The organism is Chitinophaga filiformis (genome assembly GCF_021646545.1).
In the GTDB taxonomy this organism is placed as follows: Bacteria; Bacteroidota; Bacteroidia; order Chitinophagales; family Chitinophagaceae; genus Chitinophaga; species Chitinophaga filiformis_A.
This window is the reverse complement of the sequence record NZ_JAKIRP010000019.1, coordinates 84,735-109,480: the sequence shown is the minus strand read 5'-3', so window position 1 is coordinate 109,480 and position 24,746 is coordinate 84,735. Positions and strand designations below refer to the sequence as shown.

The 24,746-nt window shown below is 49.1% G+C and carries 22 protein-coding genes; 5 read left to right on the top strand and 17 right to left on the bottom strand.

What is annotated here, in order from left to right:
• Positions 1–19: 19 nt before the first annotated feature.
• Positions 20–1,720, bottom strand: a complete 1,701-nt coding sequence (gene ggt / locus L3C95_RS31120; protein ID WP_236394432.1) for a gamma-glutamyltransferase — start codon at positions 1,718–1,720, stop codon at positions 20–22.
• Positions 1,721–1,880: 160 nt separating this feature from the next.
• Between ggt and L3C95_RS31115 the strand changes: the two genes are divergently transcribed.
• The 3 genes from L3C95_RS31115 to L3C95_RS31105 all read left to right on the top strand — a co-directional run bounded on the left by L3C95_RS31115 (position 1,881) and on the right by L3C95_RS31105 (position 7,782).
• Positions 1,881–4,655, top strand: a complete 2,775-nt coding sequence (locus L3C95_RS31115; RefSeq protein WP_236394430.1) for a TonB-dependent receptor — start codon at positions 1,881–1,883, stop codon at positions 4,653–4,655.
• 182 nt (positions 4,656–4,837) lie between these two features.
• Complete coding sequence (locus L3C95_RS31110) at positions 4,838–5,218, top strand: toxin-antitoxin system YwqK family antitoxin (RefSeq protein ID WP_236394429.1); 381 nt, start codon at positions 4,838–4,840, stop codon at positions 5,216–5,218.
• A 50-nt stretch (positions 5,219–5,268) separates the two neighbouring features.
• Positions 5,269–7,782 carry a M14 metallopeptidase family protein gene (locus L3C95_RS31105; RefSeq protein ID WP_236394427.1) on the top strand — a complete coding sequence of 838 codons (2,514 nt, stop codon included), beginning with the start codon at positions 5,269–5,271 and terminating at the stop codon, positions 7,780–7,782.
• Positions 7,783–8,006: 224 nt separating this feature from the next.
• On the opposite strand, the gene L3C95_RS31100 is transcribed toward L3C95_RS31105, so the two are convergent.
• From L3C95_RS31100 to L3C95_RS31030, 15 genes are all read right to left on the bottom strand, one after another.
• A complete protein-coding gene (locus L3C95_RS31100; RefSeq protein ID WP_236394425.1) occupies positions 8,007–8,609 on the bottom strand; it encodes a redoxin domain-containing protein in 603 nt (200 codons plus the stop codon).
• A 121-nt stretch (positions 8,610–8,730) separates the two neighbouring features.
• Positions 8,731–9,702, bottom strand: a complete 972-nt coding sequence (locus tag L3C95_RS31095; RefSeq protein ID WP_236394423.1) for a YihY/virulence factor BrkB family protein — start codon at positions 9,700–9,702, stop codon at positions 8,731–8,733.
• Positions 9,703–9,712: 10 nt separating this feature from the next.
• Positions 9,713–10,774 (bottom strand): endolytic transglycosylase MltG, encoded by a 1,062-nt coding sequence (gene mltG, locus L3C95_RS31090; RefSeq protein WP_236394420.1) that lies wholly within the window; start codon positions 10,772–10,774, stop codon positions 9,713–9,715.
• Positions 10,775–10,843: 69 nt separating this feature from the next.
• Positions 10,844–11,182 (bottom strand): preprotein translocase subunit SecG, encoded by a 339-nt coding sequence (gene secG / locus L3C95_RS31085; RefSeq protein ID WP_236394418.1) that lies wholly within the window; start codon positions 11,180–11,182, stop codon positions 10,844–10,846.
• Positions 11,183–11,192: 10 nt separating this feature from the next.
• Positions 11,193–12,377, bottom strand: a complete 1,185-nt coding sequence (locus L3C95_RS31080) for a hypothetical protein (protein ID WP_236394416.1) — start codon at positions 12,375–12,377, stop codon at positions 11,193–11,195.
• A 47-nt stretch (positions 12,378–12,424) separates the two neighbouring features.
• Entirely contained in the window at positions 12,425–12,940 is a 516-nt protein-coding gene (gene lptE, locus L3C95_RS31075; protein WP_236394414.1) for an LPS assembly lipoprotein LptE, read from the bottom strand.
• Between the two features lie 55 nt (positions 12,941–12,995).
• Entirely contained in the window at positions 12,996–14,249 is a 1,254-nt protein-coding gene (locus L3C95_RS31070) for a sigma-54 interaction domain-containing protein (protein WP_236394412.1), read from the bottom strand.
• A 68-nt stretch (positions 14,250–14,317) separates the two neighbouring features.
• A complete protein-coding gene (miaB, locus tag L3C95_RS31065; protein ID WP_236394410.1) occupies positions 14,318–15,739 on the bottom strand; it encodes a tRNA (N6-isopentenyl adenosine(37)-C2)-methylthiotransferase MiaB in 1,422 nt (473 codons plus the stop codon).
• A gap of 85 nt (positions 15,740–15,824) precedes the next feature.
• Entirely contained in the window at positions 15,825–16,451 is a 627-nt protein-coding gene (locus tag L3C95_RS31060; protein ID WP_236394408.1) for a response regulator transcription factor, read from the bottom strand.
• Positions 16,435–17,304, bottom strand: coding sequence for a sensor histidine kinase (locus tag L3C95_RS31055; protein WP_236394406.1), 870 nt, complete (start codon positions 17,302–17,304; stop codon positions 16,435–16,437). Before L3C95_RS31055 ends, L3C95_RS31060 begins: the two co-directional genes overlap by 17 nt.
• A gap of 1,191 nt (positions 17,305–18,495) precedes the next feature.
• Complete coding sequence (locus tag L3C95_RS31050) at positions 18,496–19,077, bottom strand: histidine phosphatase family protein (RefSeq protein ID WP_236394404.1); 582 nt, start codon at positions 19,075–19,077, stop codon at positions 18,496–18,498.
• Positions 19,078–19,136: 59 nt separating this feature from the next.
• Entirely contained in the window at positions 19,137–19,805 is a 669-nt protein-coding gene (locus tag L3C95_RS31045; RefSeq protein WP_236394402.1) for a response regulator transcription factor, read from the bottom strand.
• A gap of 63 nt (positions 19,806–19,868) precedes the next feature.
• The gene (locus L3C95_RS31040; RefSeq protein WP_236394400.1) at positions 19,869–20,609 is read right to left on the bottom strand and encodes a sensor histidine kinase; all 741 of its coding nucleotides are present in this window, start codon (positions 20,607–20,609) and stop codon (positions 19,869–19,871) included.
• Between the two features lie 37 nt (positions 20,610–20,646).
• A complete protein-coding gene (locus L3C95_RS31035; protein ID WP_236394398.1) occupies positions 20,647–21,309 on the bottom strand; it encodes a hypothetical protein in 663 nt (220 codons plus the stop codon).
• Positions 21,310–21,332: 23 nt separating this feature from the next.
• Complete coding sequence (locus L3C95_RS31030) at positions 21,333–21,842, bottom strand: hypothetical protein (protein WP_236394396.1); 510 nt, start codon at positions 21,840–21,842, stop codon at positions 21,333–21,335.
• Between the two features lie 283 nt (positions 21,843–22,125).
• On the opposite strand from L3C95_RS31030, the gene L3C95_RS31025 reads away from it, so the two are divergent.
• Positions 22,126–22,734 carry a MarR family transcriptional regulator gene (locus L3C95_RS31025; RefSeq protein WP_236394394.1) on the top strand — a complete coding sequence of 203 codons (609 nt, stop codon included), beginning with the start codon at positions 22,126–22,128 and terminating at the stop codon, positions 22,732–22,734.
• A 130-nt stretch (positions 22,735–22,864) separates the two neighbouring features.
• Here L3C95_RS31025 and L3C95_RS31020 read toward each other — a convergent pair whose 3' ends face one another.
• A complete protein-coding gene (locus L3C95_RS31020; protein ID WP_236394392.1) occupies positions 22,865–24,322 on the bottom strand; it encodes a PLP-dependent aminotransferase family protein in 1,458 nt (485 codons plus the stop codon).
• A 65-nt stretch (positions 24,323–24,387) separates the two neighbouring features.
• Here L3C95_RS31020 and L3C95_RS31015 point away from each other — a divergent pair, with 65 nt between their 5' ends.
• Positions 24,388–24,744, top strand: coding sequence for an ArsR/SmtB family transcription factor (locus L3C95_RS31015; protein ID WP_236394391.1), 357 nt, complete (start codon positions 24,388–24,390; stop codon positions 24,742–24,744).
• The last annotated feature ends 2 nt before the right edge of the window (positions 24,745–24,746 follow it).

Genomic DNA, 24,746 nt, shown 5'->3' with positions numbered 1-24,746 from the left:
GTAAGTAGTTTAGTAATGATCAATAACCGGCAGCACTGTCATCGCCTCTTTTATCGCCTGCCGCTTCCAGCTGCCCTTTACTATTCACCTTAATGACCTCTGTACGTCCGATAGCGCCGCGGCGTACGATCTTATATCCTTTCTCTTTCAGATACTGTAAAGGCATCTCATCAAAGTCTTCCTCTACATCCACCTGGTCGGGCAGCCATTGGTGATGGAACTTAGGCGCATCTACCGCCTGCTGGGTGGGCAGGTTGAATTCAATGATATTGAGCAGGGTCTGGAACACGGAAGTGATGATGGTAGAACCGCCTGGTGTGCCCGCTACAATATAAGGTTTCTCCTTCTTCAGCACGATGGTAGGCGTCATAGAGCTCAACATACGTTTGCCCGGCGCAACAGCATTCGCTTCCGTTCCTACCAGGCCATACATGTTAGGCACACCGGGTTTTACACTGAAATCGTCCATTTCGTTATTCAGGAAAAAGCCTGCGCCGCCTACTACCACTTTGGAACCGTAGCCGCCATTCAGGGTGGTGGTCACCGATACGGCATTGCCCTCGCTGTCCATGACGGAAAGGTGTGTGGTCTCATCGCTTTCATAATAAACAGTTCCTGCGCCGGTCTGTTTACTGGAGCCGGCACGGTGTGGATCATAATCTTCCATGCGGGTGTGCAGATATTCGGGAGAGGTGAGCTGTTTTACCGGTACTTTCACAAAGTCAGGATCACCCAGGTATTGCGCACGGTCGGCATAAGCGCGGCGTTCTGCCTCGATCATGAGCTGCATGGCGTTGACAGAATGAAAGCCCCAGGCAGCCAGCGGATATTTTTCCACCATACCCATCATCTGCTGCAGGGCGATGCCGCCGCTGGAAGGTAATGGCATGGTAACAATACGGTACTTCTTATAGTAGAAGGATACGGCCGGGCGCTCTTTCGCTTCGTACGTCTTCAGGTCTGCCGCGGTGATCAACCCTTTGCCGCGTTTCATTTCAGCAATGATGAGGGCTGCAGTTTCCCCTTCATAAAAGCCCGCCCGGCCATTGGTGCTGATCCTTTTCAGGGTAGCGGCAAGGTCTTTCTGTAAGAGGGTATCGCCCGTTTTCCAGGGCTTTTTTCTTACAAAAGCGTTCGGCTGTGTATTGAGTTTGCTGAACAGTTCCTGTGTTGCATTCAGACCAGCGGCTTCCTTTTCGGTGATAGCGAAACCCTTTTCTGCCAGCATAATGGCAGGCGCGATGAGCTGCTGAATGGTCAGCTTTGCATAAGGGAGGGATGCAAAGATACCGGCTACGGTACCTGGTACGCCCGATGCCAGGTGACCATCCTGGCTGAGTTTTGTATTGGCATTGCCGGAGGCGTCGATGTACATATCGCGGGAGGCTGCTGCTGGCGCCTTTTCCCTGTAGTCGATGGCCAGGTCCTTCCCGTTTTTCAGGTGTGCTACCAGGAAGCCTCCACCTCCCAGGTTACCCGCTGCGGGATATACCACGGCCAGCGCCAGCTGGGTGGCAATCGCCGCATCTACCGCATTACCACCCTGCTGCAACATCTGCAGGCCGGCCTGACTGGCCAGCGGATGGGCTGATACCACGGCGCCATGACTGGCGGTAACACTTTTTTTAACTTGATAACGATAGGCATTAATCTGAGTTGGCTGCTGTGCATAAGCTGTGCTGGCAAGGATTAGCGCCAGTAAAACCGAAATCGTGCGCATGCGTTTATGAGTTTAGTCGACAATTGAATCTTGACAAGTTGTTCTAAATGCGCTGTCAAATTAGTATTTTAGATAATAGACAGACCAATTTGTTCTTGTAGCAATAACATAACCAAAAGAACAACTCAAAATCTAAAAACCCAAATCTAAATCGAATCTTATGTTACACCCGGTAACCTATCTGAGAGGCCTTTTGCTTCTTGTCTTCCTTACTTTATGTGTATCAGCGTCTTCGTATGGTCAGACCGGCACCATTACGGGCACCGTTACAGATGGCAAAGGACCACTGGCCAATGCCACCGTACACATTGAACACACCAATAAAGGAGGATATACCAATGCACAGGGACGTTTTACCCTGGAAATAGTACCCGGCAATCATACAGTGCTGATCAGTTATGTCGGGTATGCCGCCCAGCGTAAGTCAGTTACCGTTAGCGCCGGACAAACCACTACCGTGGATGTGACAATGGAAGCCAGCACCACCATGAATGAACTGGTAGTACTAGGCTCCCGTAGCCTGCCGCGTACGCAAACGGAAACGCCTGTACCGGTAGACGTTATCGATATCAAACGTGTTGCTGCCGACGCGCCACAGGTATCCATCAACCAGATCCTGAACTATGTGGCGCCATCCTTCAGCTCTGGTACACAAACCGTTGCCGATGGTACGGATCACATTGATCCTGCTTCCCTGCGCGGCCTCGGGCCCGATCAGGTACTGGTGCTGGTGAACGGCAAACGCCGGTACAATACCGCCCTGGTGAATGTGAACGGTAGCTTCGGCCGTGGCGCCGTAGGTACTGATATGAATGCTATTCCAACATCCGCCATCGACCGTATTGAGATACTGCGTGACGGCGCCGCCGCCCAGTATGGTTCTGATGCTATCGCCGGTGTGATCAACATCATCCTGAAAAGCACCGTGAACCGCCTGAATGTAAATGTGACCACCGGCGCCAACGTTACCTCGCAGGCAGACGATAATGTGGATGGTCAGACCGTGCAGACCGGCGTGAACTATGGTATTCCTTTAGGTGCAAAAGGAGGATACATCAACTTCGGCGGCTCTTACGATTACCGTAATTATACCAATCGTTCGGGCCCGTGGACCGGTGCTATCTACCGCGCCTATCCCGGCGGAGTAGATAAAACAGACTCTTTCCTGGTGGCCAACAAAATCACCCGCAACGACATCCGTATGCGCGCCGGCCAGTCCAAACTGCGCAGCGCACAGTTATTTGTAAATGCCAGCATCCCACTGGAAAACAATGCGGAAGTCTATTTCTTCGGAGGTATCGGTTACCGTAATGGAAATGCTGCAGGTGTGTACCGTTTGCCGCACGACAGCAGGAACATCCTGGACATCTATCCACTGGGCTTCCTGCCGGAAATACACAGTGATATTTACGACCGTTCCTTTGCTGCTGGTATACGTGGGAATCTGGGCGACTGGAAAGTGGATTTCAGCAATACCTATGGCCGCAATGAGTTTGGTTTCAAAGTGGAAAATTCATTGAATGCATCCCTGGGGAAAGCATCTCCGACACGCTTTACCTGCGGAGGACCTATCTTCACCCAGAACACCACCAACGTCGATTTCTCCCGCCGTTTTAATGTGCTGGAAGGATTGGATGTGGCCTTTGGTGCTGAACACCGCTTCGAGCAATACCAGCTCATAGCCGGAGCAGAGAACTCGTACACCGACTATGGACGCGCCAGGAAGATCGGGGTGGACGCTAATGGCAAAGACATCCTGATACCAGACCCGCAAGGCTCTGTCAATACCGTGTTCGGACCTGATGGTTCACCCAGGGCCGGTGGTGCGCAGGTATTCCCCGGCTTCCGTCCGGAAAATGCCATCAGGGCCACCCGTAGTGCCATCTCCGGTTATGTGGATGTAGAGGCCAATTTCTCATCCGCATTCCTGCTGGGAGGCGCCCTGCGTTTTGAGAACTATAACGATTTCGGTAGTACGCTGAACGGCAAACTCACAGCCCGCTATAAGCTGAGTGAGAAAACCGCCCTCAGGGCGTCTGCCAGTACCGGCTTCAGGGCGCCTTCCCTGCACCAGCGCTTTTATTCTTCTACTTCTACTTTGTTTGTGGACGGCGTGCCTTATGAAGTGGGTACCTTCACGAACGACAGCCGGCCTGCACAGCTGCTGGGCATCCCACAGCTGAAACCGGAAAAATCCAAAAGCTTCAGCGCCGGTTTTACCAGCACCTTTGGCAAGTTTAACCTGACGCTGGATGGTTACTTTACACATATCGACGATCGTATCGTATATACAGATCAGTTCTCCGGTAATAATGCTGATACAGCCTCCGCTGTCGACAAAGAGATCTACCAGCTGCTGTCACTCGCCAATGCCAACAGGGCAGCTTTCTTTGCCAATGCCATCAATTCCGAGACCCGCGGTATAGACCTGGTACTGACCTACAGCACAAAGCTGGGCAGGGGAACACTGCGTGCAGACCTTTCCGGTACCTACAGCTATACCCAGCGTGTTGGTCCCATCAAGGCATCTGAAAAGCTGAAAGGCAAAGAGAACATCTATTTCAGCCGCACCAGCAGGATCTACCTGGAAAGGACGGTACCTCGTGAAAAAGTGAACCTGACATTGACTTACAACATTGGTAAGTTCAATGCCTTCCTCCGTAACGTTCACTTTGGTACTGTGGAGGAAGCTACGAACGATCCGGCCTTCTTTCAGACCTATTCAGCTAAAGTCGTGACCGATGTGGCAGTGGGCTATAAGCTGACGCCCGCCCTGAAACTGAGCATCGGTTCCAACAATGTATTCGACGTATATCCGGACCTGGTAGCCAACCCTGCCAATACCACCAACAACCAGTTCAGGTACAGCAGAAGGGTAACACAGTTCGGTTACAATGGCCGTTTCCTGTTTGCAAGGCTGGAATTGAACCTGTAAGCGATCACTGTAACTAAATAGATATCAATGGAATGAATGTACCTGTCCGTTCATTCCATTGATATATTCATTTTTCCTGCTTTTTATATTATTATATTTTACTATATTGAGTATGCCTTTACAAGATTTTTATCTGCATCAGCATGTCCGGTGAACGAACTTCTATAAACAAATACAGCACATTGCTTCCAGGATTTCTTCTGTTACTGCTCGTGGTGAACGGGTCTGGTTGTATGGCGGCAGAGGAACACAAGAGCGAGCTGCTACGCCAGGTAATGCGGGAAGAGAACGGGCATATCCGGTGGAAGGTATATGGCTTTACTGACGATCCCTGCAAAGAAAGGGTAGAGATCTACTATGAGAACGGTACGCTGAAAGAAGTGTATTACCGGAAGGCGGGAAGAATGGAAGGTGTCAGGACTGTTTTCTTCGACAATGGCAAGCCCTCGGAAACAGGCCACTGGCATGAAGATAACAGGGTGGGGGAGTTTCGTTATTATCGCCGGGACGGAGCACTTGAATGCGTACAGTATTTCGGGCTGATAGGAGAAAGTGTAGAGTAGCAAAAACCCTTTCAATTGTTTATCTTAGGTAAATAAATTGAAGGTTCCATATGCGCAAATTGCTGTTATCGTCCCTTATACTGCTCATCGTACAGACAGGGTTCTCACAAGCGCTGCCAACGCCGGAACAGTTTCTCGGTTATGCGCCCGGAACACAGTTCACGCCCTACCACCGCGTACTTGACTACTTCAGAGCCGTTGCTGCTGTTACACCCAACATGCAGCTCACGCAATACGGCACTACCTACGAAGGCCGCCCACTGATGCTGGCGGTCATTTCTTCTTCTGAAAATATCAGCAAAACTGAACAGATAAGACAACATAACCTGGAACTGGCCAGTGGTAGCGGTAAGCCTGCCGCCGGCGATCCGGTAATTGTCTGGTTGAGCTACAATGTACATGGCAATGAAGCTGTTTCTACCGAAGCCGCCATGGTCACCCTGTACATGCTGGCCAACAAAGACAACAAAGAGCAGCAGGAATGGCTGAAGAATACGGTCGTGATCATCGATCCCTGCCTCAATCCCGACGGACGGGAACGCTATGTGAATTTCTACAACCAGGTGCATACACGTTATGCAGACCCTTTGTTGTTTGCCAGAGAGCACAATGAACCCTGGCCGGGCGGAAGGGCTAATCACTATTATTTTGACCTGAACCGCGACTGGGCCTGGCAAACGCAGATAGAATCACAGCAAAGGGTTATCCAGTATAGTCGCTGGATGCCGCAGGTACACGTAGACTTCCATGAACAGTCCATCGATGCCCCTTATTACTTTGCACCTGCCGCCGAGCCTTTCCACGATATCATCAAACCCTGGCAGCGCAGCATGCAGATGCTGATCGGTAAGAACAATGCCCGTTACTTCGATAAAGAAGGCTGGCTTTATTTTACCAAGGAATTTTTCGATATGTTTTACCCCAGCTACGGCGACACTTATCCTACCTACAACGGCGCCATCGGAATGACCTATGAACAGGGTGGAGGAGGACGTGCAGGACTGGCTGGTTTAAAACAGGATGGTGATACCCTGACCCTTACAGAACGTATTGCGCACCACCGCACCACGGGTTTGTCCACCATAGAAATAGCGGCACAACAGGCGCCGCTGTTGCTGAAAGAGTTCTCCCGGTATTTCTATGAGGCCATTCATGCGCCGGAAGGCCCTTACCGGTCTTATGTGGTGAAAGCTGCCGGCAACAACGAGAAACTGGCCTCCCTGGGCACTTTGCTCAACAGGAACGGTATTCGCTTCGGTTATGGCGCGGCCGTGAACCAGGCTAACGGATTTAACTACTTCAATGGTAAAACGGAGAACTTCAGTATAGACAAGGAAGACATGGTGATCAGCGCTGCACAGGCCAGGTCTAACCTGCTCAAAGTATTATTTGAACCCGATTCCCGTTTAGCCGATTCCGTCACTTATGATATCACTGCCTGGTCCCTGCCTTACGCCTATGGCCTGCAAACCTATGGTGTGCGCCAGCCGTTGACGCCGGCAAAAGACAGTCTGCAGACTACCGTGAACACTTACCTGGCGGCAGCAAAGCCCTACGCCTACCTGGCCCGCTGGAACAGCATTAAAGACGTACGCTTCCTGTCCGCATTGCTGCAGAAACGTATCAGAGTAAGATATGCGGAAGGCGATTTTATTGCCGGCGGCAAATCCTTTCCCGCAGGTACGCTGATCATTACCCGCTCAGGCAATGAAGCCGCCGGTGCTCAGTTTGATGAACAGGTCATTGCACTGGCCAATACCTATAAAACAGGGCTGGACGCCGTGAATACCGGCTTTGTGGAGAAAGGAGTGGACTTCGGTTCTGAGAAAGTGCGGTTTATCAAACCTATCAGAGTGGCGGTAGTAATGGGAGAAGGCGTCTCGTCTCTCGCAGCAGGAGAAGTGTGGCATTTCTTTGAACAGCAGATCGGTTACCCGCTCACTATCGTAGATGAAAAGCAATTGCCGCGGGTGAACTGGAAAGCCCTCGATGTATTAATACTTCCCGACGGTAATTATAAATTCCTGTCAGAAAAAGACAATGCCAATAAACTGAGGGACTGGATCTCCGGTGGCGGTAAATTAATCGCCCTGCAGGGCGCATTGGCGCAGGTGTCCACGCTCGACTGGGGCATCCATCAGAAAAAGGAGGAAGAAGAAAAAGAGGAAAAGAAAGATGAATATGCCCTGCTGAAACCTTATGCCAACCGTGAAAGGGAAGGCGTCAAACAACTCATTCCCGGCGCTATTTACAAAGTACAGCTGGACAACAGCCATCCGCTGGCCTTCGGATTTCCGGCAGTCTATTATACCCTCAAACAGGATGGCAGAATATACGACTACCTGGACAATAGCGGCTGGAACGTCGGTATACTGAAGAAAGACAACTACCTGAGCGGTTTCGTAGGCACGGAAACACGCAAGAAACTAAAAGACGGCTTACTCTTCGGTGTAAAGGAAATGGGCGAAGGTAAGATCGTACTGATGGCAGATGATCCGCTGTTCCGCTGTTTCTGGGAAAACGGGAAACTGATGTTTGGGAATGCGCTGTTTATGGTGTGGTAATGCTTAAATGTCTTTGAACTGACGCAATAGGTTTACACCATAGGATCTTGTAGTGCTTTAACATCTTATTTAACCTGACGCAAGAGCTTTACATCATTTGATATAATAGTGCTTAAGCAACTTATCTAAATTGACGAAATAGCTTTACCATTGAATGTGGCTGTGCTTAAAAATGCTTATTTGATTATAATGCGACAGCTTTCTACCGCTGGCTATTGTAATCCTTAAAACCTTTTGATATTACATCCCAGCGCCTGTGTAGCGTTTACCCGCACCGCCTTGCCTGCCAGCAGATCATTGATCGCATTACTCAGGTGCCGCATCTTAACTGCTTCCGCATTGCCCGGACTATCATCAATAGCGCCCTTATAAACGAGTTTTGCCTGCTGGTTGAACAGATAGCATTCAGGCATATGATTGGCCTCAAAAGCGTCTGCTAATTCGGTTTTTTTATCTACCACATAATACCAGTTGAATTGCTGTCCGGTGGCATAGGTTTTCATTGCGGCCAGCACTGTTTTTTCGTCTGCACCGGCAGTGTTGGAGTTGATCAGCACCACGCCGATATGGTTGCTCAGCGCATATTTACAGATCTCCTGTGTGCGTGCCTGGTTCCTTTCAATATAAGGGCAGGTATTACCAGAGAATATCACCAGTAATCCGTTGTTTAATCTTGCTTTATTGAGTGTGATCTCTTTGCCGGAGAAATCCTGAAGTACAACATCTGCTTTAGGTAAAGGCGCTCCGATTTCCAATGGAGGGGTGACAGCCGGCTGCATCGCCACCAGCCAGGAGCATAGGATCAATAGACAGTATACGCTTCTCATAAATATAGGTTTCAGGTTAACGCTAACCCTTTGCATATCTGCTGCTTAGGGATTACAATGAAGGAACCGACCTGTGGTTCCGTCATAAAGATACGAATATGTGTGATTTTTATCTAATTTATCAGGAGAGGCCGCGTACTTCTTCAGGGAGGTTTTCCTTACGCACTTCCGCTGTTTCCTTCAGTATCCGGATGCTGGCGTTCAGCTCAAAACCGATCAGCAGGATGAAGGAATAGAGGTAAATGGACAACATAAGAATGAGGATGGTACCAATGGAACCGTATATCTTGTTGTAGTTGGCGAACTTGTTGACAAAGATGGAGAACAGGATCGTCACCACGATCATCATAATAGTAGCGAAAGTGGAGCCTGCGGTAATGAACTTCCATCGCTTCGTCGTGGCCGGCACAAAGCGGTAGATCACCGAAAGCATGGAGAAGAACAGTAAAGTGATGAGTACCCAGCGGGCCACATCAGCCAGGGATAGTATGTGGGGATCGGTGATGCCCAGGTAGTTGAAAATAAAGCTCAATACAGTACCCTGCGCAATGATCAGGATGACGGTCAGCAACAGGAGGAAGATCAGTATCAGCGTCAGCTTCAGGGCCATGAGCCTTTTCTGCCACCATTTTCTGCGGCGGAAGCCGGGCGATTTCTTATTGAAAGAACGGGCCAGTCCCATGACCGCGTTGGAGGAAGCAAAAAATCCCATCAGGAACGCGATAGACAGCAATCCGTTACGGTGTGTATACAGGAAGTCATGGATCATGTCCCGTATAATGATGTACGTATTGTAGTTGGGCGTCACATCTTCTGCCAGTTCATACAGGGTAGCCTCCACATTTTTCATGGGAATGTAGGGTACGAGGGTGAACATGAAGATGAAGAATGGGGGAATAGCCAGCAGGAAGTTGAATGAAATAGCTGCTGCCCGTTCCCCCAGGCTCCGGTTACCCATTTCCTTCAGAAAGAATTTGATCACATCGTACAGGGGCACGCCTTCAAAACCGGGCAACACCAGTGTTTTGCTGATGTTTACCAGTTTACGGAAAGGCCTGGATGTAAGAATGATCTTTTCTGGTCTGAACGGCATTGTAGTGTTGTTATATCCCTCTCGCATTTAATGCAGCATGGAATGCGTGTGCATTTTTCATGTGCTCTGCGTAGGTGGCGGCAAAGGCATGATATCCGGAGAAATCAGCTTTAGCGCAAAAATAGATATAATCAGTTTCCGGCGTATTCAGTACCGCTTCGATGGATTTGATGGAAGGCGTACAGATAGGGCCTGGCGGCAGGCCGGCATTCTGATAGGTGTTGTAAGGCGATGAGAAGGCAATATGTCCTTCCCTGATCCTGCGGATGGAGAAGTCCTGCAGCGCAAATTTCACGGTAGGATCTGCCTGCAGACGCATGCCTTTGCGGAAGCGGTTGATGTATACGCTGGAGATCAGCGGCTTCTCGTCGTTTTTATTGGTTTCCTCTTCCACGATGGAGGCGATGATCATCACCTGTATCGTGCTCAGGTCCAGCCGGCGGGCAGCTGCCTTACGTTCTTCTGTCCAGAAAGCGGCGGTTTCCTTTTCGATCTTTTTGAAGGCTGCTTCCGCAGTGGTGTTCCAGTAGAACTGGTAACTGTTCGGAATGAAAGCGCACATCACGGTGTTGGTGTCCAGTCCGAACTGGCGGAGGTACACCTGATCTCTGAGCAGGGCCAGGAAGGTGGCAGAATCGGCTTCCAGGTTGGAGCTGATCTTCCTGACAAGGTCCTGTTTGGTGCGCAGTTTGGTGATGGTCAGGTTCACCGGCGTTTGCCGGCCGGCGCGCAGCAGCTTCACAAGGTCGAAGTTGCTCATGCCACGGCTGATCTTGTATTTACCGGCTTTGACACGTTTCGGATACCCAAGTTCGCGGGCCACCCAATCGAAGCTGGTACGGCTGCGGATGATCTGTTGTTCTTCCAGGCCATCCAATACATCGGCATAAGTGGAGCCGGTACGTACGTAGAAAAATTTACTATCCCCAAAAGCTTTGGTGGTATTGGGGCCAAATACACGATACCCTATGTATACGAGCAGTCCTGCCAGGATAGCGCAGGCAACTACCAGTATACGTTTGATCCACACGTTCTTCTTCTGACTTTTTTTTGCTTTGCTTTTTTTTGCCATAGGATGGTATTCAATAAAAAACCTCGCTTGTGACGGCGAGGTTCTGAAATAGCTTTAACAGCCGGAATATTATTTTGCCGGAGCCGGAGCTGGAGCCGGATTTACCGGAGTAGCTGGCACCTGCGCTGGAGCTGTAGGAACGCTCTGCTCCATCACGCCTTTTCTCATGTCAGGAGCCTGACCTCTGTTCACAAACATAGAGGAGGTAAGGCACAGCACGGCGATGATAGCAGACAGGATCCAGGTACCTTTTTCAAGCACATCTGTGGTCTGGCGTACACCCATCACCTGGTTTCCAAAACCACCAAAGCTACCGGATAAGCCACCACCTTTCGGGTTTTGTACAAGTACGAAAAAGCCCAATAACACACAGGCCAGGATGATTAATATGCCGAAAATCAATAACATAGTATATAAGTTAACTTTTTTCTGTTAGTAACTGAAGTTCCTTAATCTTTTGCGCAAAATAAGCGCTTTTGTTGGGATTAAGCAAACTTAATTTTTGATATATGTGGATAGCTGTCTGGTACTGGTGCTGGCGTGCCCAGATCTCCGCAAGCGTCTCCGAAACGATGTCGTCATTCAGCGTGATGGAGTCCATAGCCATCTTTTCCACCTGCTCAGATACTTCCGGATCAGCATCTTCATAGCTGCGGTGCATTTGCTGATGGTACCATTGCTTGCTGGCTTTTTCGGCGAAGGTATGCTTCATCTCTCTGAGCCAGGATGTAAAACTTTTCATTTCTGCTGCTCCTTTTTCACTGAGCTCTTCTGCCTGCTCAGGTTCTTTCAAACGTTTGTAAGCGAAATAATCATCGGTATACAAGGGTTGGAAAGTCAGAGACGTTTCGGTCTCGGAAGTATCCAGCGGGAATATTTTAATAGGCTCGGTTTCTGCATCTGCCGGTGCAGTAGCTACCGGGCTCCTGGTTGCAGGTGGTACTAATGGCTCCGCAGGTGCAGCCGGTGGTTCCGGTGTCTGTACAGATGCTGCCGGTGCTGCCTCCCGGGCAGGTGCCGCTGTTGCCGGCGTTGCCTGGGAAGGCGGAGGAGTGACTGGTGTTGCCACAACATCATCCGCAGTAACGGTCAATTCCTCTTCTATATTGTTTGCAGGAGCAGTATAATTAGCTTCCGGCGTAGCAGTTTGCTCTGCCGGCGCCTTTGGTACGGTAACATGGATCTTGGATTCCTGTACAGGCTGTGGCGCAGGCGCCGTTGTTTCCTGCTCGCCGGGGAATACGCTGGCAGGGACCTCAGTTACAGGAGCCGCAGCAACTTGTACCTGGGCGGCAGCAGTTTCAACTTGTATAGGATCAGGAGCAGCTTCAACCTCTACCGGCGCTACGACCTCAGGAGCCACGCTTTTCTCGTCGGTGGTCACAAAGCGGTAAAAGTAATGCATGTTGGTACTATACTGCTGTGCCTTCTTAACCGCCGGCGCCAGCAGGTTCTTTTGCACACTGTATTGCTTGCGTGCCAGCAGCAGGCGGGCCGCCGTAAAGTAGGGATATGACGATACCAGCCGTTCCAGTGCTGCTTCATCAACCTGTTTAATATCAGGCTGCTGGAAGATATGTTGAATGATCCTGTTTGCGGTCATGCTGCTAAAGTATGAAAAAAAATCAAATACGAAAGCTTTTGTAATACTTACCAGTTAGCGAACGCTTTATTGAAAATATCATCTACTATCTGTGGCAGAATTGTGTTCTCCAGCAGGCCATTTTCCACTGCACTTGGCAACTGGGAGGCAGAGAAGTCGGCCGAACGGGTAAATGATTGTGTATACCCCTTTTTATCGCCTATTCTCTTGATGAACGTAATATTGATGGTAACGGTCAGCCTGGAAGTAGCAGCCTGGTCCACATTGGTCACAGCGGCATTACTAAAGGAGTAACCGGTTACTGCGCCCTTAAATTCATAGTCAGCACCCTCTTCATTGATCTGTACCAGCTTGGTCTGCGCCTGTACTTTGGTACGCAGCTTTTCCGTCAGGTTCTGGCTCAGCGTCGGGTTGTTGATAGGCGCCCTGTTATCAATAAAACGCACATTTACGGTTTTTGCACCCGGTTCAATGCTGGCGCCGGTGGCGGAATAATGAACGGAACAGCCGCCCAGCATCAGCAATAAGCTAACGGTCATTATCCCCTGGATTAATCTGATCATCTTAAAAGTGTTAAGGCTGTCTGCCGGGAAGGTACATCATCCCGGCAGGCGCCTGCTATTCGTTAATGTTGTATTCTTTTAGTTTCCTGTATAAAGTCCGCTCGGAAATGCCCAGGTCAAGCGCTGCGTCTTTTCTTTTGCCTTTGTGTTTTTTCAGGGCCTTGACGATCAGTTCTTTCTCCTTGTCGGCGATAGACAATGTTTCCTCTACTTCTTCGTGGTGGTCTATTTTGTTGCTATCCTGTAAGATAATCGGCTGCGGTGAAGAAATGGTTGCAGGCACCGGGCTCGTGCTTACACTTACTTCCGGTTGCGGGTGGAAGCTGTGCATCAGGTGACTGTCCTGGAAATTGCCGGCATGGGCAATATTAGGGTTCTGCAGGATGTCGAAGAACATCTTTTTCAGTTCCGTCACATCCTTCTTCATATCGAAGAACAGTTTATACAGTATATCCCTTTCGTTGGAAAAGTCGCCGTTCGGCTTCGCCTGAGGCGCCGCGATCATCGGCAGCCTGGAAGGCTCGTTCACTTCCGGCAGAAAACGTCTCAGCTCATGGGCGTTGACCAGTTTGTCCTGCGCCAGTACGGAGATCTGCTCCGCCATATTCTTCAGTTCACGCACATTACCTCTCCACGGATAGTTGACCAGGATGTTACGCGCCTCGTCATCCAGCTGGATGCTCGGGGTCTTGTAACGCTCTGAGAAGTCCACACAGAATTTACGGAACAATAAGGGAATATCCTCTTTCCTGTCCCGCAGGGAAGGTACCCTGATAGGAACTGTATTCAAACGGTAGTACAGGTCTTCCCTGAATTTCCCCTGCTGGGTATGATCGAGCAGGTCCCTGTTGGTAGCAGTGATGACCCGCACATCTGTTTTCTGTACTTTGGAAGAACCCACTCTGATAAATTCACCGGTTTCCAATACACGCAGCAGGCGCGCCTGGGTACCCAGTGGCATTTCCCCGATCTCGTCCAGGAAAATGGTACCTCCGTTCACGGTTTCAAAATATCCCTTACGGCTATCTACCGCACCGGTAAATGAGCCTTTTTCATGGCCGAAAAGTTCTGAGTCTATGGTCCCTTCCGGGATTGCGCCGCAGTTCACGGCAATGAATGGGTTGTGTTTACGGGCACTCAGTGAATGGATAATATTGGAAAACACTTCCTTACCAACGCCGCTTTCTCCAACTATCAACACGGTCAGATCCGTGTTGGACACCTGTGCTGCCACCTGCAAGGCATAATTCAATGCAGGTGAGTTCCCGATAATGCCAAACCTGTTTTTAATGGACTGTATATTATCCATATCCTCAATTTACCCCCTTACAGACCGTGTAAGTCTGTAAAAGGTGCTGTGATCCAATAATTTGTCTTTTATGCTCTCCCTGTCGATGTTCCCAATAAAGTGCCGGCAGTACAATCCTCCACCTTCACCCATACATATTCACCTTTGCGGTAATCCTCTTTAGGGAAGATCACCACTTTGTTCTGGTCTGTTCTGCCGAAGAGATGATCTTCAGAGCGTTTAGATGTGCCTTCGATAAGCACTTTAAACGTTTTGCCTACATCCTGCTGCATGCTTCTGAGCGATTGTCCGCGGTGCAGCTCTACCACTTCGGCCAGCCTCCGTTTTTTTACTTCTTCTGGCACATCATCCTGGTAACGGCGGGCTGCCAGTGTACCGGGGCGTTCGGAGTAAAAGAACATGTAGGCAAGGTCGTATCTGGCATAGTCCATCAGGCTCATAGTGTCCTGGTGATCTTCTTCGGTCTCTGTGCAGAAACCGGTAATAACATCCGTGGACAGGGCACAGTCGGGTAATATTTCACGGATGCGGTCAACTTTTTTGATGTACCATTCCCGGGTATAGGTACGGTTCATCAGCTGCAGTATACGGGTACTGCCGCTTTGCATAGGCAGGTGAATGTATTTGCAGATGTTCTCGTACTTCGCCATGGTGAACAGCACTTCATCGGTAATGTCTTTCGGATGGGAGGTGCTGAAACGAACCCTGAGCAATGGGCTGATAAGGGCTACTTTCTCCAGCAGATTGGCAAAGGTGGTTACAAGGGTAGCATCCTGCGGGTCAACCCAATAGTAGGAATCCACGTTCTGGCCCAGGAGGGTCACCTCGCGGTAGCCCCTGTTGAACAGGTCTGTGGCTTCCTGCAGGATAGACGCTACGTCTCTGCTGCGCTCACGGCCGCGGGTAAATGGAACCACGCAGAAAGAGCACATGTTGTTACAACCCCGCATGATGGACACAAAGGCGGTCACACCATTACTGTCCAGCCTTACCGGACTGATGTCGCCATAGGTCTCTTCACGGCTGAGCAGTACGTTCACCGCCTTCTGGCCGGTTTCTGCCTCTTCGATGAGGGCCGGCAGGGTTCTGTAAGCATCAGGGCCTACCACCATATCCACCAGCTTCTCCTCTTCCAGCAGTTTAGCCTTCAGGCGCTCAGCCATACACCCGAGCACGCCCACCAGCAGCTCCGGGTTACGTTGTTTTATTTTACGGAATTCTGTTAGTCGTTTACGTACGGTAGTTTCTGCCTTTTCCCTGATAGAGCAGGTGTTGAGCAGTACCAGGCTGGCCTCTTCCACATTACGGGTAGGGCCAAAACCTTCTTCCTTGAGAATGGATGCCACGATCTCGCTGTCGTTAAAGTTCATCTGGCAACCATAGCTCTCTATATAGAATTTTTTGGTATAAGTCTGTTTTTCTCCGTCCAGGGGGGCGTAAGCTTCTCCCTGGCGACTTTCGTCATGCACTTTTGTAACCTGTTCCAGCATCCTTTGCAAGTAATTTTAGGAAAGCAAAACTACGCAATAAAATCCGAAAATGACAGAATGGCATGGTAGGTAGTATGGCCGGTGCTTACAGCCCTTTCTCCAGGAGAAAACGGGTAAGGGCAGCTGGACTTTTCAGCTGGAGTTTCTGCATAATATTCTTCCGGTGAGTTTCTACGGTATAGATGCTCAGGTACAGGTGTGTGGCTATCTGCTGGTTGGTAAGCTGCTGATTGATCAGCTGAAGGATCTCCGTTTCGCGCCGGGTCAGGTTGAACTCCCTGAAGGGCAGACTTTCGGATTCCTGCTGGTAGATGCGGGCCATGGGAGGGAAGCATTGTTTCCCCTTGCTGACCTGCCGGATGGTTTGCAGCAGTTCTTCCTTATTGCAGGTTTTCAGCAGGTAGCCATCGGCCCCATAGCTGAGGGCGAGGGAAATAAGATGGGGATCACTATAACTGGAAAGGATAATGGTCCGGATATGGGGAAAATCCTGCCGGATGAGCTTTGTAACTTCCAACCCGTTCAGTACAGGCATATTGATATCCAGGATGACGATATCCGGCTGATGGCGTGGCAGGAGCTCCATTAGTTCCTGTCCGTTGGCGGCAATAGCCAGAACGGTCACATTAGGGACCTGTTGCAGGATGGAATTGATACCGTCGGCAAAGAGTGTGTGGTCATCAGCAAGGATGACATTAACAGGTAGCTGCATGTTGCGGAATTACGGGGATGTGAATGATAAAGGTGGTACCGGAAAAGCCCGAATCGACGTGTAATTTCCCGCCTAACGATTTTACGCGGCTGCGTACGCCCGATAATCCCATACCCTCCCTGCCCGGAACGACCGGTAATCCTACCCCATCATCTTCCACTATTATTTCCAGGTAGTCCGGGTAATACAGCAGTTGGATAGTGGCAGCTGAGGCATGGGCATGCCTGATAATATTACTGGTCAGTTCCATGATGATGCGGTATAGTATCAATTCCTGCCTGGGATCGAAGCAGGTCTGGTATTTATTGCTGCAGAAATGGAACAGGATATTGGAGGAGTTGAGCAGCGAAAAGTAAGATTGCAGTATATCAGTAAGTGGAATATTGCCAAAAAGGGGAGGAACCAGGTTATGCGCCGCCCTGCGCACATTCTGGCTGGTCTGGTCTACCAGCTGCAGCAGATTCCTGGCTTTCTGTTCGTCCTGCTTTGTTCTGTAGTGCAGGTTTTGCAGGTAGACCCGCATAGCAGCCAGGTTGCCGCCTATCTCATCGTGGATATCGGCCGCAATACGTTTGCGCTCCGCCTCCTGTATCTCCAGCTCGTGGTTGGTCATCATGGCCTGCTGCTCCTGCAACATCTGCACCAGCTCCCGCTGTTTCTTCTTGTAGGTGTCCAGCCTGCACATCATGACCAGTATCCAGACAGTCACACTCCATATGCAGGTAAGGGGCAAAATACCGGAAGACACGAGATAAGTTGTAACGGTATAGGTAAACCGTAGCGAATGACTATGTACTGGCCCCAAAAAGGCCGGCGTAGAAGGGATGAAGTGCATGAACAGTTCCTCGCTCATAATAGTACAGAGAATAAGGGGTATGAACTTATTACTATGATAAACTGATAATAACTGATGATAACTGATTAAAACTGACAGATTAGCTATTGGGGTAGTGCTGAAAAAATTGTCCCTGAATTACATCACAAGTCTACAAAAAAAAGCGTTGCCATGATGAAACTACGGTCAGTTTGTTAAAAAAATTAACAAGTTGAACGGGATGCAGTACACGTTAATGGAATTCAGCCGGAATTTGTCCGAATTACCACCCTGAGGGGTCTGTTTCAGCACCTGGTTAAGACATGGGTATGAGCATAACAAAGGCATGGTAAGGGCATGGTAAAGCATAGTAAAGCAAAGGCATAGGCATAGTAAGGCCGGCAACGGCATGGTAAAGTATAGTAAAGGCATGGCAAAGACGTGGTAAGGCAGGCAAAGGCGTGACAACGGTATGGTAAAAGCATAGTAAAGGCAGGGCAAAGACATACTTAAAGCATGTGATAGCAGCATCCCCTCATCGTCCTGATAAGCAGGGTGCAATATACTACAGGGGGAGAGCGAAAGTAGCACCGGTTTCAGATGGGAATGGCGGGCCTTCGGCTCTCCGGTGACGCGACCGGTGCGGTCAAATCCAGATGCCAGCACCAATTCGCCTGACAACGCTCAATAGTCATTCAGAGAGGCGCCGACCGCCATCCCATACTGAAACCGAAGCTACTTAGCGTGAGTAATCTTCCCTCAAGATTCGCTCAAGATTCGGTGAAGGCTATAGCCTACAGGCTCTCTACTATAGCATTATAGCCTAGATAAGGCACCTAAGCGAATCTCTACTATATCTTAAGTATGTCTTAAGGTGGTTACAATGCCGCTTAGATACCGCTTTGATACCGCTCATCCTGCGTTGATCCTACGTTCATGAACGTAGCATTAACGTAGGATGAGCGGTATCAAAGCGGTATCAAACCGAACCGAAACCGGGGAAATCAGGTACGCCCGGAATATAATATACCAGGAATCTGTAAAGTATTACTATGCTTTTCTGGAAGTAGAGGTATACACGTTTCTGCAGTTCGTCCCCTCATTTTGGCGTCCTATGCACATGATTTTGCGTCCTGTGGACATTGTCCAAAAGCGCCTTGCGTTCTTCGCTAATATTGTATTGCGCCCAACGTTCTTTGACATATGGACCCTCAGCAATCATCCGGAGCATTATACCTCGCTCAGGTGTGCAGTACAATTGTACAGCTCACATTCCCATTGGTCGTCATTCACAGTAAAACGGGTAACGGAGGTATTTTTCAGGGTGGCTTCCTGTACAAGGGTAGGAGCCAGTTTACGCAACAGATGACGGATAAAACTGCCATGGCTCACCAGGAGGATATGTTTGCCGGCATGTTCTTTCAGCAGCTCATCCAGGAAGCTCAGGCCACGGGTTAGTACAGACTGCTCCGTTTCCATGCCCAGTTCCAGCTGCCGCCAGTTGGCGCCCCAGCGGGCAATCCTGTCGGCCTCAGTAGTACCCTCGGTTTGTCCGCCGGATACTTCCATGAGACGTCTGTCCTGGCGGATATCAGTAATACCCAGCCCGGCAGCAATGATCTCGCCGGTTTGTTTTGCGCGTGATAATTGGCTTGTGTAGACCAGGTCCCAATGTTCGTCAGACAGGCGGATAGCCAGTTTGCGGGCCTGTTCAAGTCCTTCTGTATCCAGTGGGATATCTGTGCTGCCCTGCATTTTTCCTTCTTTATTCCATGCAGTACTTCCGTGACGGATCAGGGCTATACGTGTCATAGGCACTTTTATCAGTTAGTTGCCGCAAATATACGCACAGATTGCCAGTAATGAAAGCCTCAAAGCAGTTCCGCCTCGCTGATCAGATTGTTTTTCAATGCAAAAACTACCACGCCGGCTGTATTTTTAACATTCATTTTTTCCAGTATGCGCGTGCGGTGGCCCTCTACTGTACGCTTGCTGAGGAAGATCTTTTCACCTATTTCCTGGGCCGTGAATTGCTGGCAGATGAGACGGATGATCTCTTTCTCACGATCGGTGAATAAAACAGTGGCATTGTCGCGCGAAGGATTAAAACGGCTTCTGACGATCATGGAAGCCAGCTTGGCAGAGGTTTGTTTGCAATAGAAGATATTATCCTCGTATACACTGTTGATAGCCTCAATGATCTCCTGTTTGTCGGCATTCTTTAACAGGTAACCTTTGGCGCCGGCTTCCAGCATTTCCACGATCAGTTCTTCTTCATCGAACATAGACAGTGCGATGATCCTGATATGGGGCAATCGCTGTAACAGCGTACGGGTGGCCGTAATGCCGTCCATTAAAGGCATCTTCAGATCCGTCATGACTACATCAGCTTCGACGGTTTCAAGCAGTTCCAGTAATTCCCTGCCATTGTTGGCTTGTCCCACAAGGGTAATGTCAGGTTGCCTCGAAAGCATTAGTGCGAGTCCATCACGGAAAATTTCATGATCGTCAGCTATCACTAATCGGATGTCGTGATTCATTTGAATGTAAGAATTGGGGTATTGGAGTTGTCTCTCTGAAATCTCAGTGTGTGTAAAGTTACGTTATCCCACGGGAATTTTTACGAAATAGTTGGTACCCTGACCAGGCACGGAATCAATGGATAATGAGCCGCCTAGAATGTCTGTGCGGATGGCCAGGCTTTTCATTCCCAGTCCGGACGATTCGGTCCGGGCTTTTTTAACATCAAATCCGATCCCGTTCTCCCTGATCAATACGAGGTAAAAACCATTCTCACGGGTGAGTGCGATCTGCAGTTGTGTGGCCTGGGCATGTTTCAGCGTATTGTGAGTGATCTCCTGGATGATGCGGAAAATATGGATCTGTTTTTCCGGAGGAATATTGATCTGTCCTGCAGTGTGGAACTTTATTTCCAGCGGTTGCTTATCGGATAATTGTCTGATGAATTCATGCAATGCTTCTGTCAATCCTTTACGTTCCAGGGTGGCGGGCAGGAGATTGTGTGAGATCTGCCGGAGGCCGCGGATCACTTCATCAATGTAGCCGGACGATTTCGCAATGACCTGCTGGTCGCGGTCATCGGCTACGGTAATACTGTGAATGTTCAGTTTGATGGTAGACAGTAGTGGGCCCATGCTATCATGCAGATCTGTTGCGATCCTTTTCCGCTCATTCTCCAGGATGGTGATCTCGGCTGTAATACGTTCCCGTTGCAGCTGTATGTAACGGCGGTGATACAATATGATAGATACCACGAAGAAGAGGATGATCACAGCTATCAGCACTGAAATAAATATCGTGATATAGAATATTTTATCGTCCATGGGGCATTATCATTTTGAGGCATCAGGTGCCGGCATGCTATGCATCAAAATGTTTGTTAAAGTAGTAGGATGATTTAACAGGTATGCATAGAACTGCTATAGCATAGATCAAATTTACAAAAGCATTGATATAATTAAACATAAAAATGACCCGTAAAGACAGCACGGTGTCTGACCCGATGAACAGGGACGCTTCATAGATGATCTGGTAAATGAAGATGATGATAAACCCCAGGCAGACCAGGAAACGCGCATTGCGGAAAAGCGACTTGTTATCTTTTACGATCAGGTAGTTGATCTCGTTGATGCTGAGCAACACTGTAACAAAAGCATAGGTGACGCGGAAATAGGGACTGAAGGTTTCGATCTTGTTGAAGATGATATTTTCTGTGGTCCATACAGCGGCAAACCCGAATAACAATCCGATGAAAAGCAACCGCTTTCGTTTCAGCGCTCCCCATACGAAGAACTGGTAGATGATCACGATAGATTCAGCCAGCCCGTAGAGATTCGACGGAACGGCATTGCTCGTTTCCAGCAGGCTGATACAAATGAAGCTGATGGTCTCAGAAAGAAAGGCCAGTGAAAGCAGCAGGAGAAAGGGCTGAAAGCTTTCAACGGTCCTGTTGAAGCGTATCAGCCCTATCACTAAGGGAATAATAACCAGCTGACTTACCAGGAAAGCGCCTAGATTATTCATCAGGAACAGGATGATAACAGTAATTATAATACGGCTTTGCAGAGTGGCGGACAGCGTTGGCCGCTTTCCATTGCCTGTTCAAGAGCGGCAGCTTTGGCCGGTTGTACGCCTGGTATATTGGCTGCTTTATCGCGCGATACCAGTGTAGTGAGGATGTCGGCTCCTGAAGAATCAACCGGCAGTAGTACCATCCGTACCAGGCCTTTTTCATCCTTGCCCAGGTAGATGCGGAGGCCCGTAGCGCCTTTGGCATTGAGGATGGCGGCAATGGCATGACGGTTAAACGTTTCCCCATCGGGCATGTTAAATGCGCTATCAAGATAGTTAGCGGGTAATTTGCTCTGGAGTTCTTTTCTTCCGGCAAGGAAACCCTGGCGCAGGCGGCGGGCTTCATCGACCGGGATCACATGTTCAAAGGCTCTGGCTTTATCGAGCGGAATGTCTCTCTGCTCTTCATGATGAGGGGTACATTTAGTAAATGCTGCAAGGAGAATGGCAGCAGCAAAGAAACGTAGAAAATTACGATGCTTCATAAATAGCAGTTTTATGATGATTGAATATGTAAACTACCAGATAACACCGGAAATGGACCGGGTAGAAATGCTGAAAATAAAACGTATAAATACCTGATATATATTCGTGCTTGTGACAGTGCGTGAAATCATCGTGATGTAATGGGGTAATGCTAATGGCGCTAAAGATAAATCAAAAAAGCGTACCACCGGAACCGGGCCAGAATATTGAAAAATTTTTAATATCTGGTACTTATACAAGTAATGGCGGTGAGCTATTTTTGCGCTCCTTTTTACATTGACAATGAAAAAAACATCAGGGATCAGTCCTGAGCAGCAACTGACTTCGCTTGATGCGCGGTTGTTATTATCCTTACAAAGGCTCAGCGACATGCTAAAGGCTATCCAGTGGGAACAGGCAAGGATCCTGGGAATCACCCCTCTACAATTACAGATATTGCTTTTTACCGGGCATCATACGGCAGCAGTCAACAAGGTAGCATACATTGCTATGGAACTGCAACTGAGCCGTCCCACCGTGAGCGATGCCGCTGCGGCATTGGTTAGTAAGGGGCTGTTGCGCATAGAAGATGACCTGCGGGACAGGCGTAGTTATTCCTTTCTCCTCACAGATGCCGGTCTCGAAGTGCTGGAACAGGCAGAGAAGTATACAGCAGATCTGTACGCGATCGTAGGTAAGAGACCATCACGGGAAAAAATGAGCCTGTATCAATCTGTCTTTACGATCGTTGCCGGACTAAGTAACGAGAAAGGAGGGATGCAGCGGATGTGCTACAACTGCTCCCACTATGAAGGAAATAAGAAAAGACAACACGGATGCCGCCTGCTTCAAAAGAAACTGGCATCAGCAGAATTACAGATAGACTGTTTGTATCATTCTACGCTATCGTAAACCATTAAAAGAGCAATGTCATATTTATATCCGATAGCGGATAGTTATAATTGATGTCTCACCTTGCTCTCTACTTTTAATCGCAGCTATAAACAACAGTAATACCATATCAATATCTGATAGAGGATACTTATAACTGTTGTATCACCTTTGCCAGTTTGCCCAACCCTTTAATGATCAGGGGCTCTTCGAGCGATGCATATCCCAGTCTCAGACCTGGTGCGCTACTGTATTGTGGTGTATAATAGCTCAGGGGATTGACGAGGTTCATACCGGCAGATTGTACTTTCCGGAGCAGCTGTTCCGCTTCGACTTCTTTATGTAACTGCAGCCAGATGGCCAATCCTCCCTGCGGACGCGAGTAATGCGCCTGTCCGGCAAAGATGGAATGTATGATGCTATTGGCCAGTTCCAGCCTTTTCATATATACGTAACGGGTATTGTGGATATGCCTGCGGATGTCGCCCGTTGCCATCAGATTGGCGATGGCCTGTTGCAGCACCGGGTCGCCTTCATGATTCACAATACTACGGTAGGCGGATAATGAGCTGATAAAGGCTGCAGGCCCGCATACAAAGCTAACCGGCAGTGTATGCATGACCGATCCTATATAGATCACATTGTCTGCATGGTCCATACCCGCCAGGGGAATATGATGTAAATGGAAGTGATACTCGTGGTCATAATCATCTTCAATGATCACGAAGTTGTATTGTTTGCTCAATGCCAGTAACTGCATCCGCTTTTCTACCGACAAGGTAGTCGTGGTAGGATATTGGTGATGCGGCGTGATGTACAGCGCTTTTAAAGGTCTGGTACGGCAGCAAGCTTCCAGCGCATCAACATCGATCCCGTACTGATCGGAAGGTATGTAATGCAGTTGTGCGCCGGCTATCTTAAAGGCCTGCCAGGCCGGCTGATAACCCGGATGTTCAACAGCCACATGATCTCCCGGCAATAACAACGTTTGCGCGGTGAGGTATAAGGCCATCTGCATACCATGGGTGATGCAGATATTATCCGTAGTAACTGCCAACCCACGGTCATTGTTCAGCATTGTATTCACTTCCTGTAACAGCAGTTCATTCCCTCTTTCTGTGATGTTGGTAAATATCTGCCGCTGGTTTTCCTGCTGGAACAGTCGCCGGCACTCCCGGCTGATCTCTGTAACGGGAATGAGGTTCAGATCGGGACGACCATCGTCAAATATGATATCGTAATTACCGCTGGGATTGGATGAAGAAAGGGAGATGTTCACATGACGGAAAGGGATATGCAAAGAGGGCTTCCGGGGCGCTTCCTGTCCGGGAGGTCCTTTTTGTCCTGCCGGCATACTATCGCTCACACGGGTACCACTCTTATACTGAGAGGTGAGCCACCCCGCAGCGGTGAGTTGGTCATATGCAAGAATAACGGTATTCCTGTTCACTTTCAGTTGCTGGGCCAGCACGCGCGAGCCCGGCAGTAAAGCGCCGGGAAGCAGCCTGCCCCGCATTATTTCATTGATAATATAGGCTTTGATCTGTTGATATATTGGCTCTTTGCTGTTAAACGACAGCTGGATCTGCACGTGTCTGTAACTCTTCATGGCTGGCAATAAGGTATTTTGTCATATACGCAGGTGTTGCCCCGGACGGTTGTTAATTTTTGTTAATGAAAAAAAATAGTTATAAGTATGAGTCCGCTAACAAGCCGCCTGCTAATTTTTTACAGACATTGAAAAATATCTATTTTTACAGAATGGATGCAGTTACGATAGAGAAAGCAGCAAACGCAATAGCTGATAAGCACCGGTTATCCATCATACTGGCAGCGTCCCGGCAGTCCGCCATTCAGTGCTGTGAAATTACAGAACTCACTGGTTTGTCTCAACCCACTGTGTCTCACCATATTAAGATTCTGGTAGATAGTGGGCTGCTCATATATGATAAGACAGGCCGGAATGTGCAGTTAACCATTAACAAGGAGATGATGAAGCATCTCTCTTCCTTTTTCGGACAGCTCAGCTGATT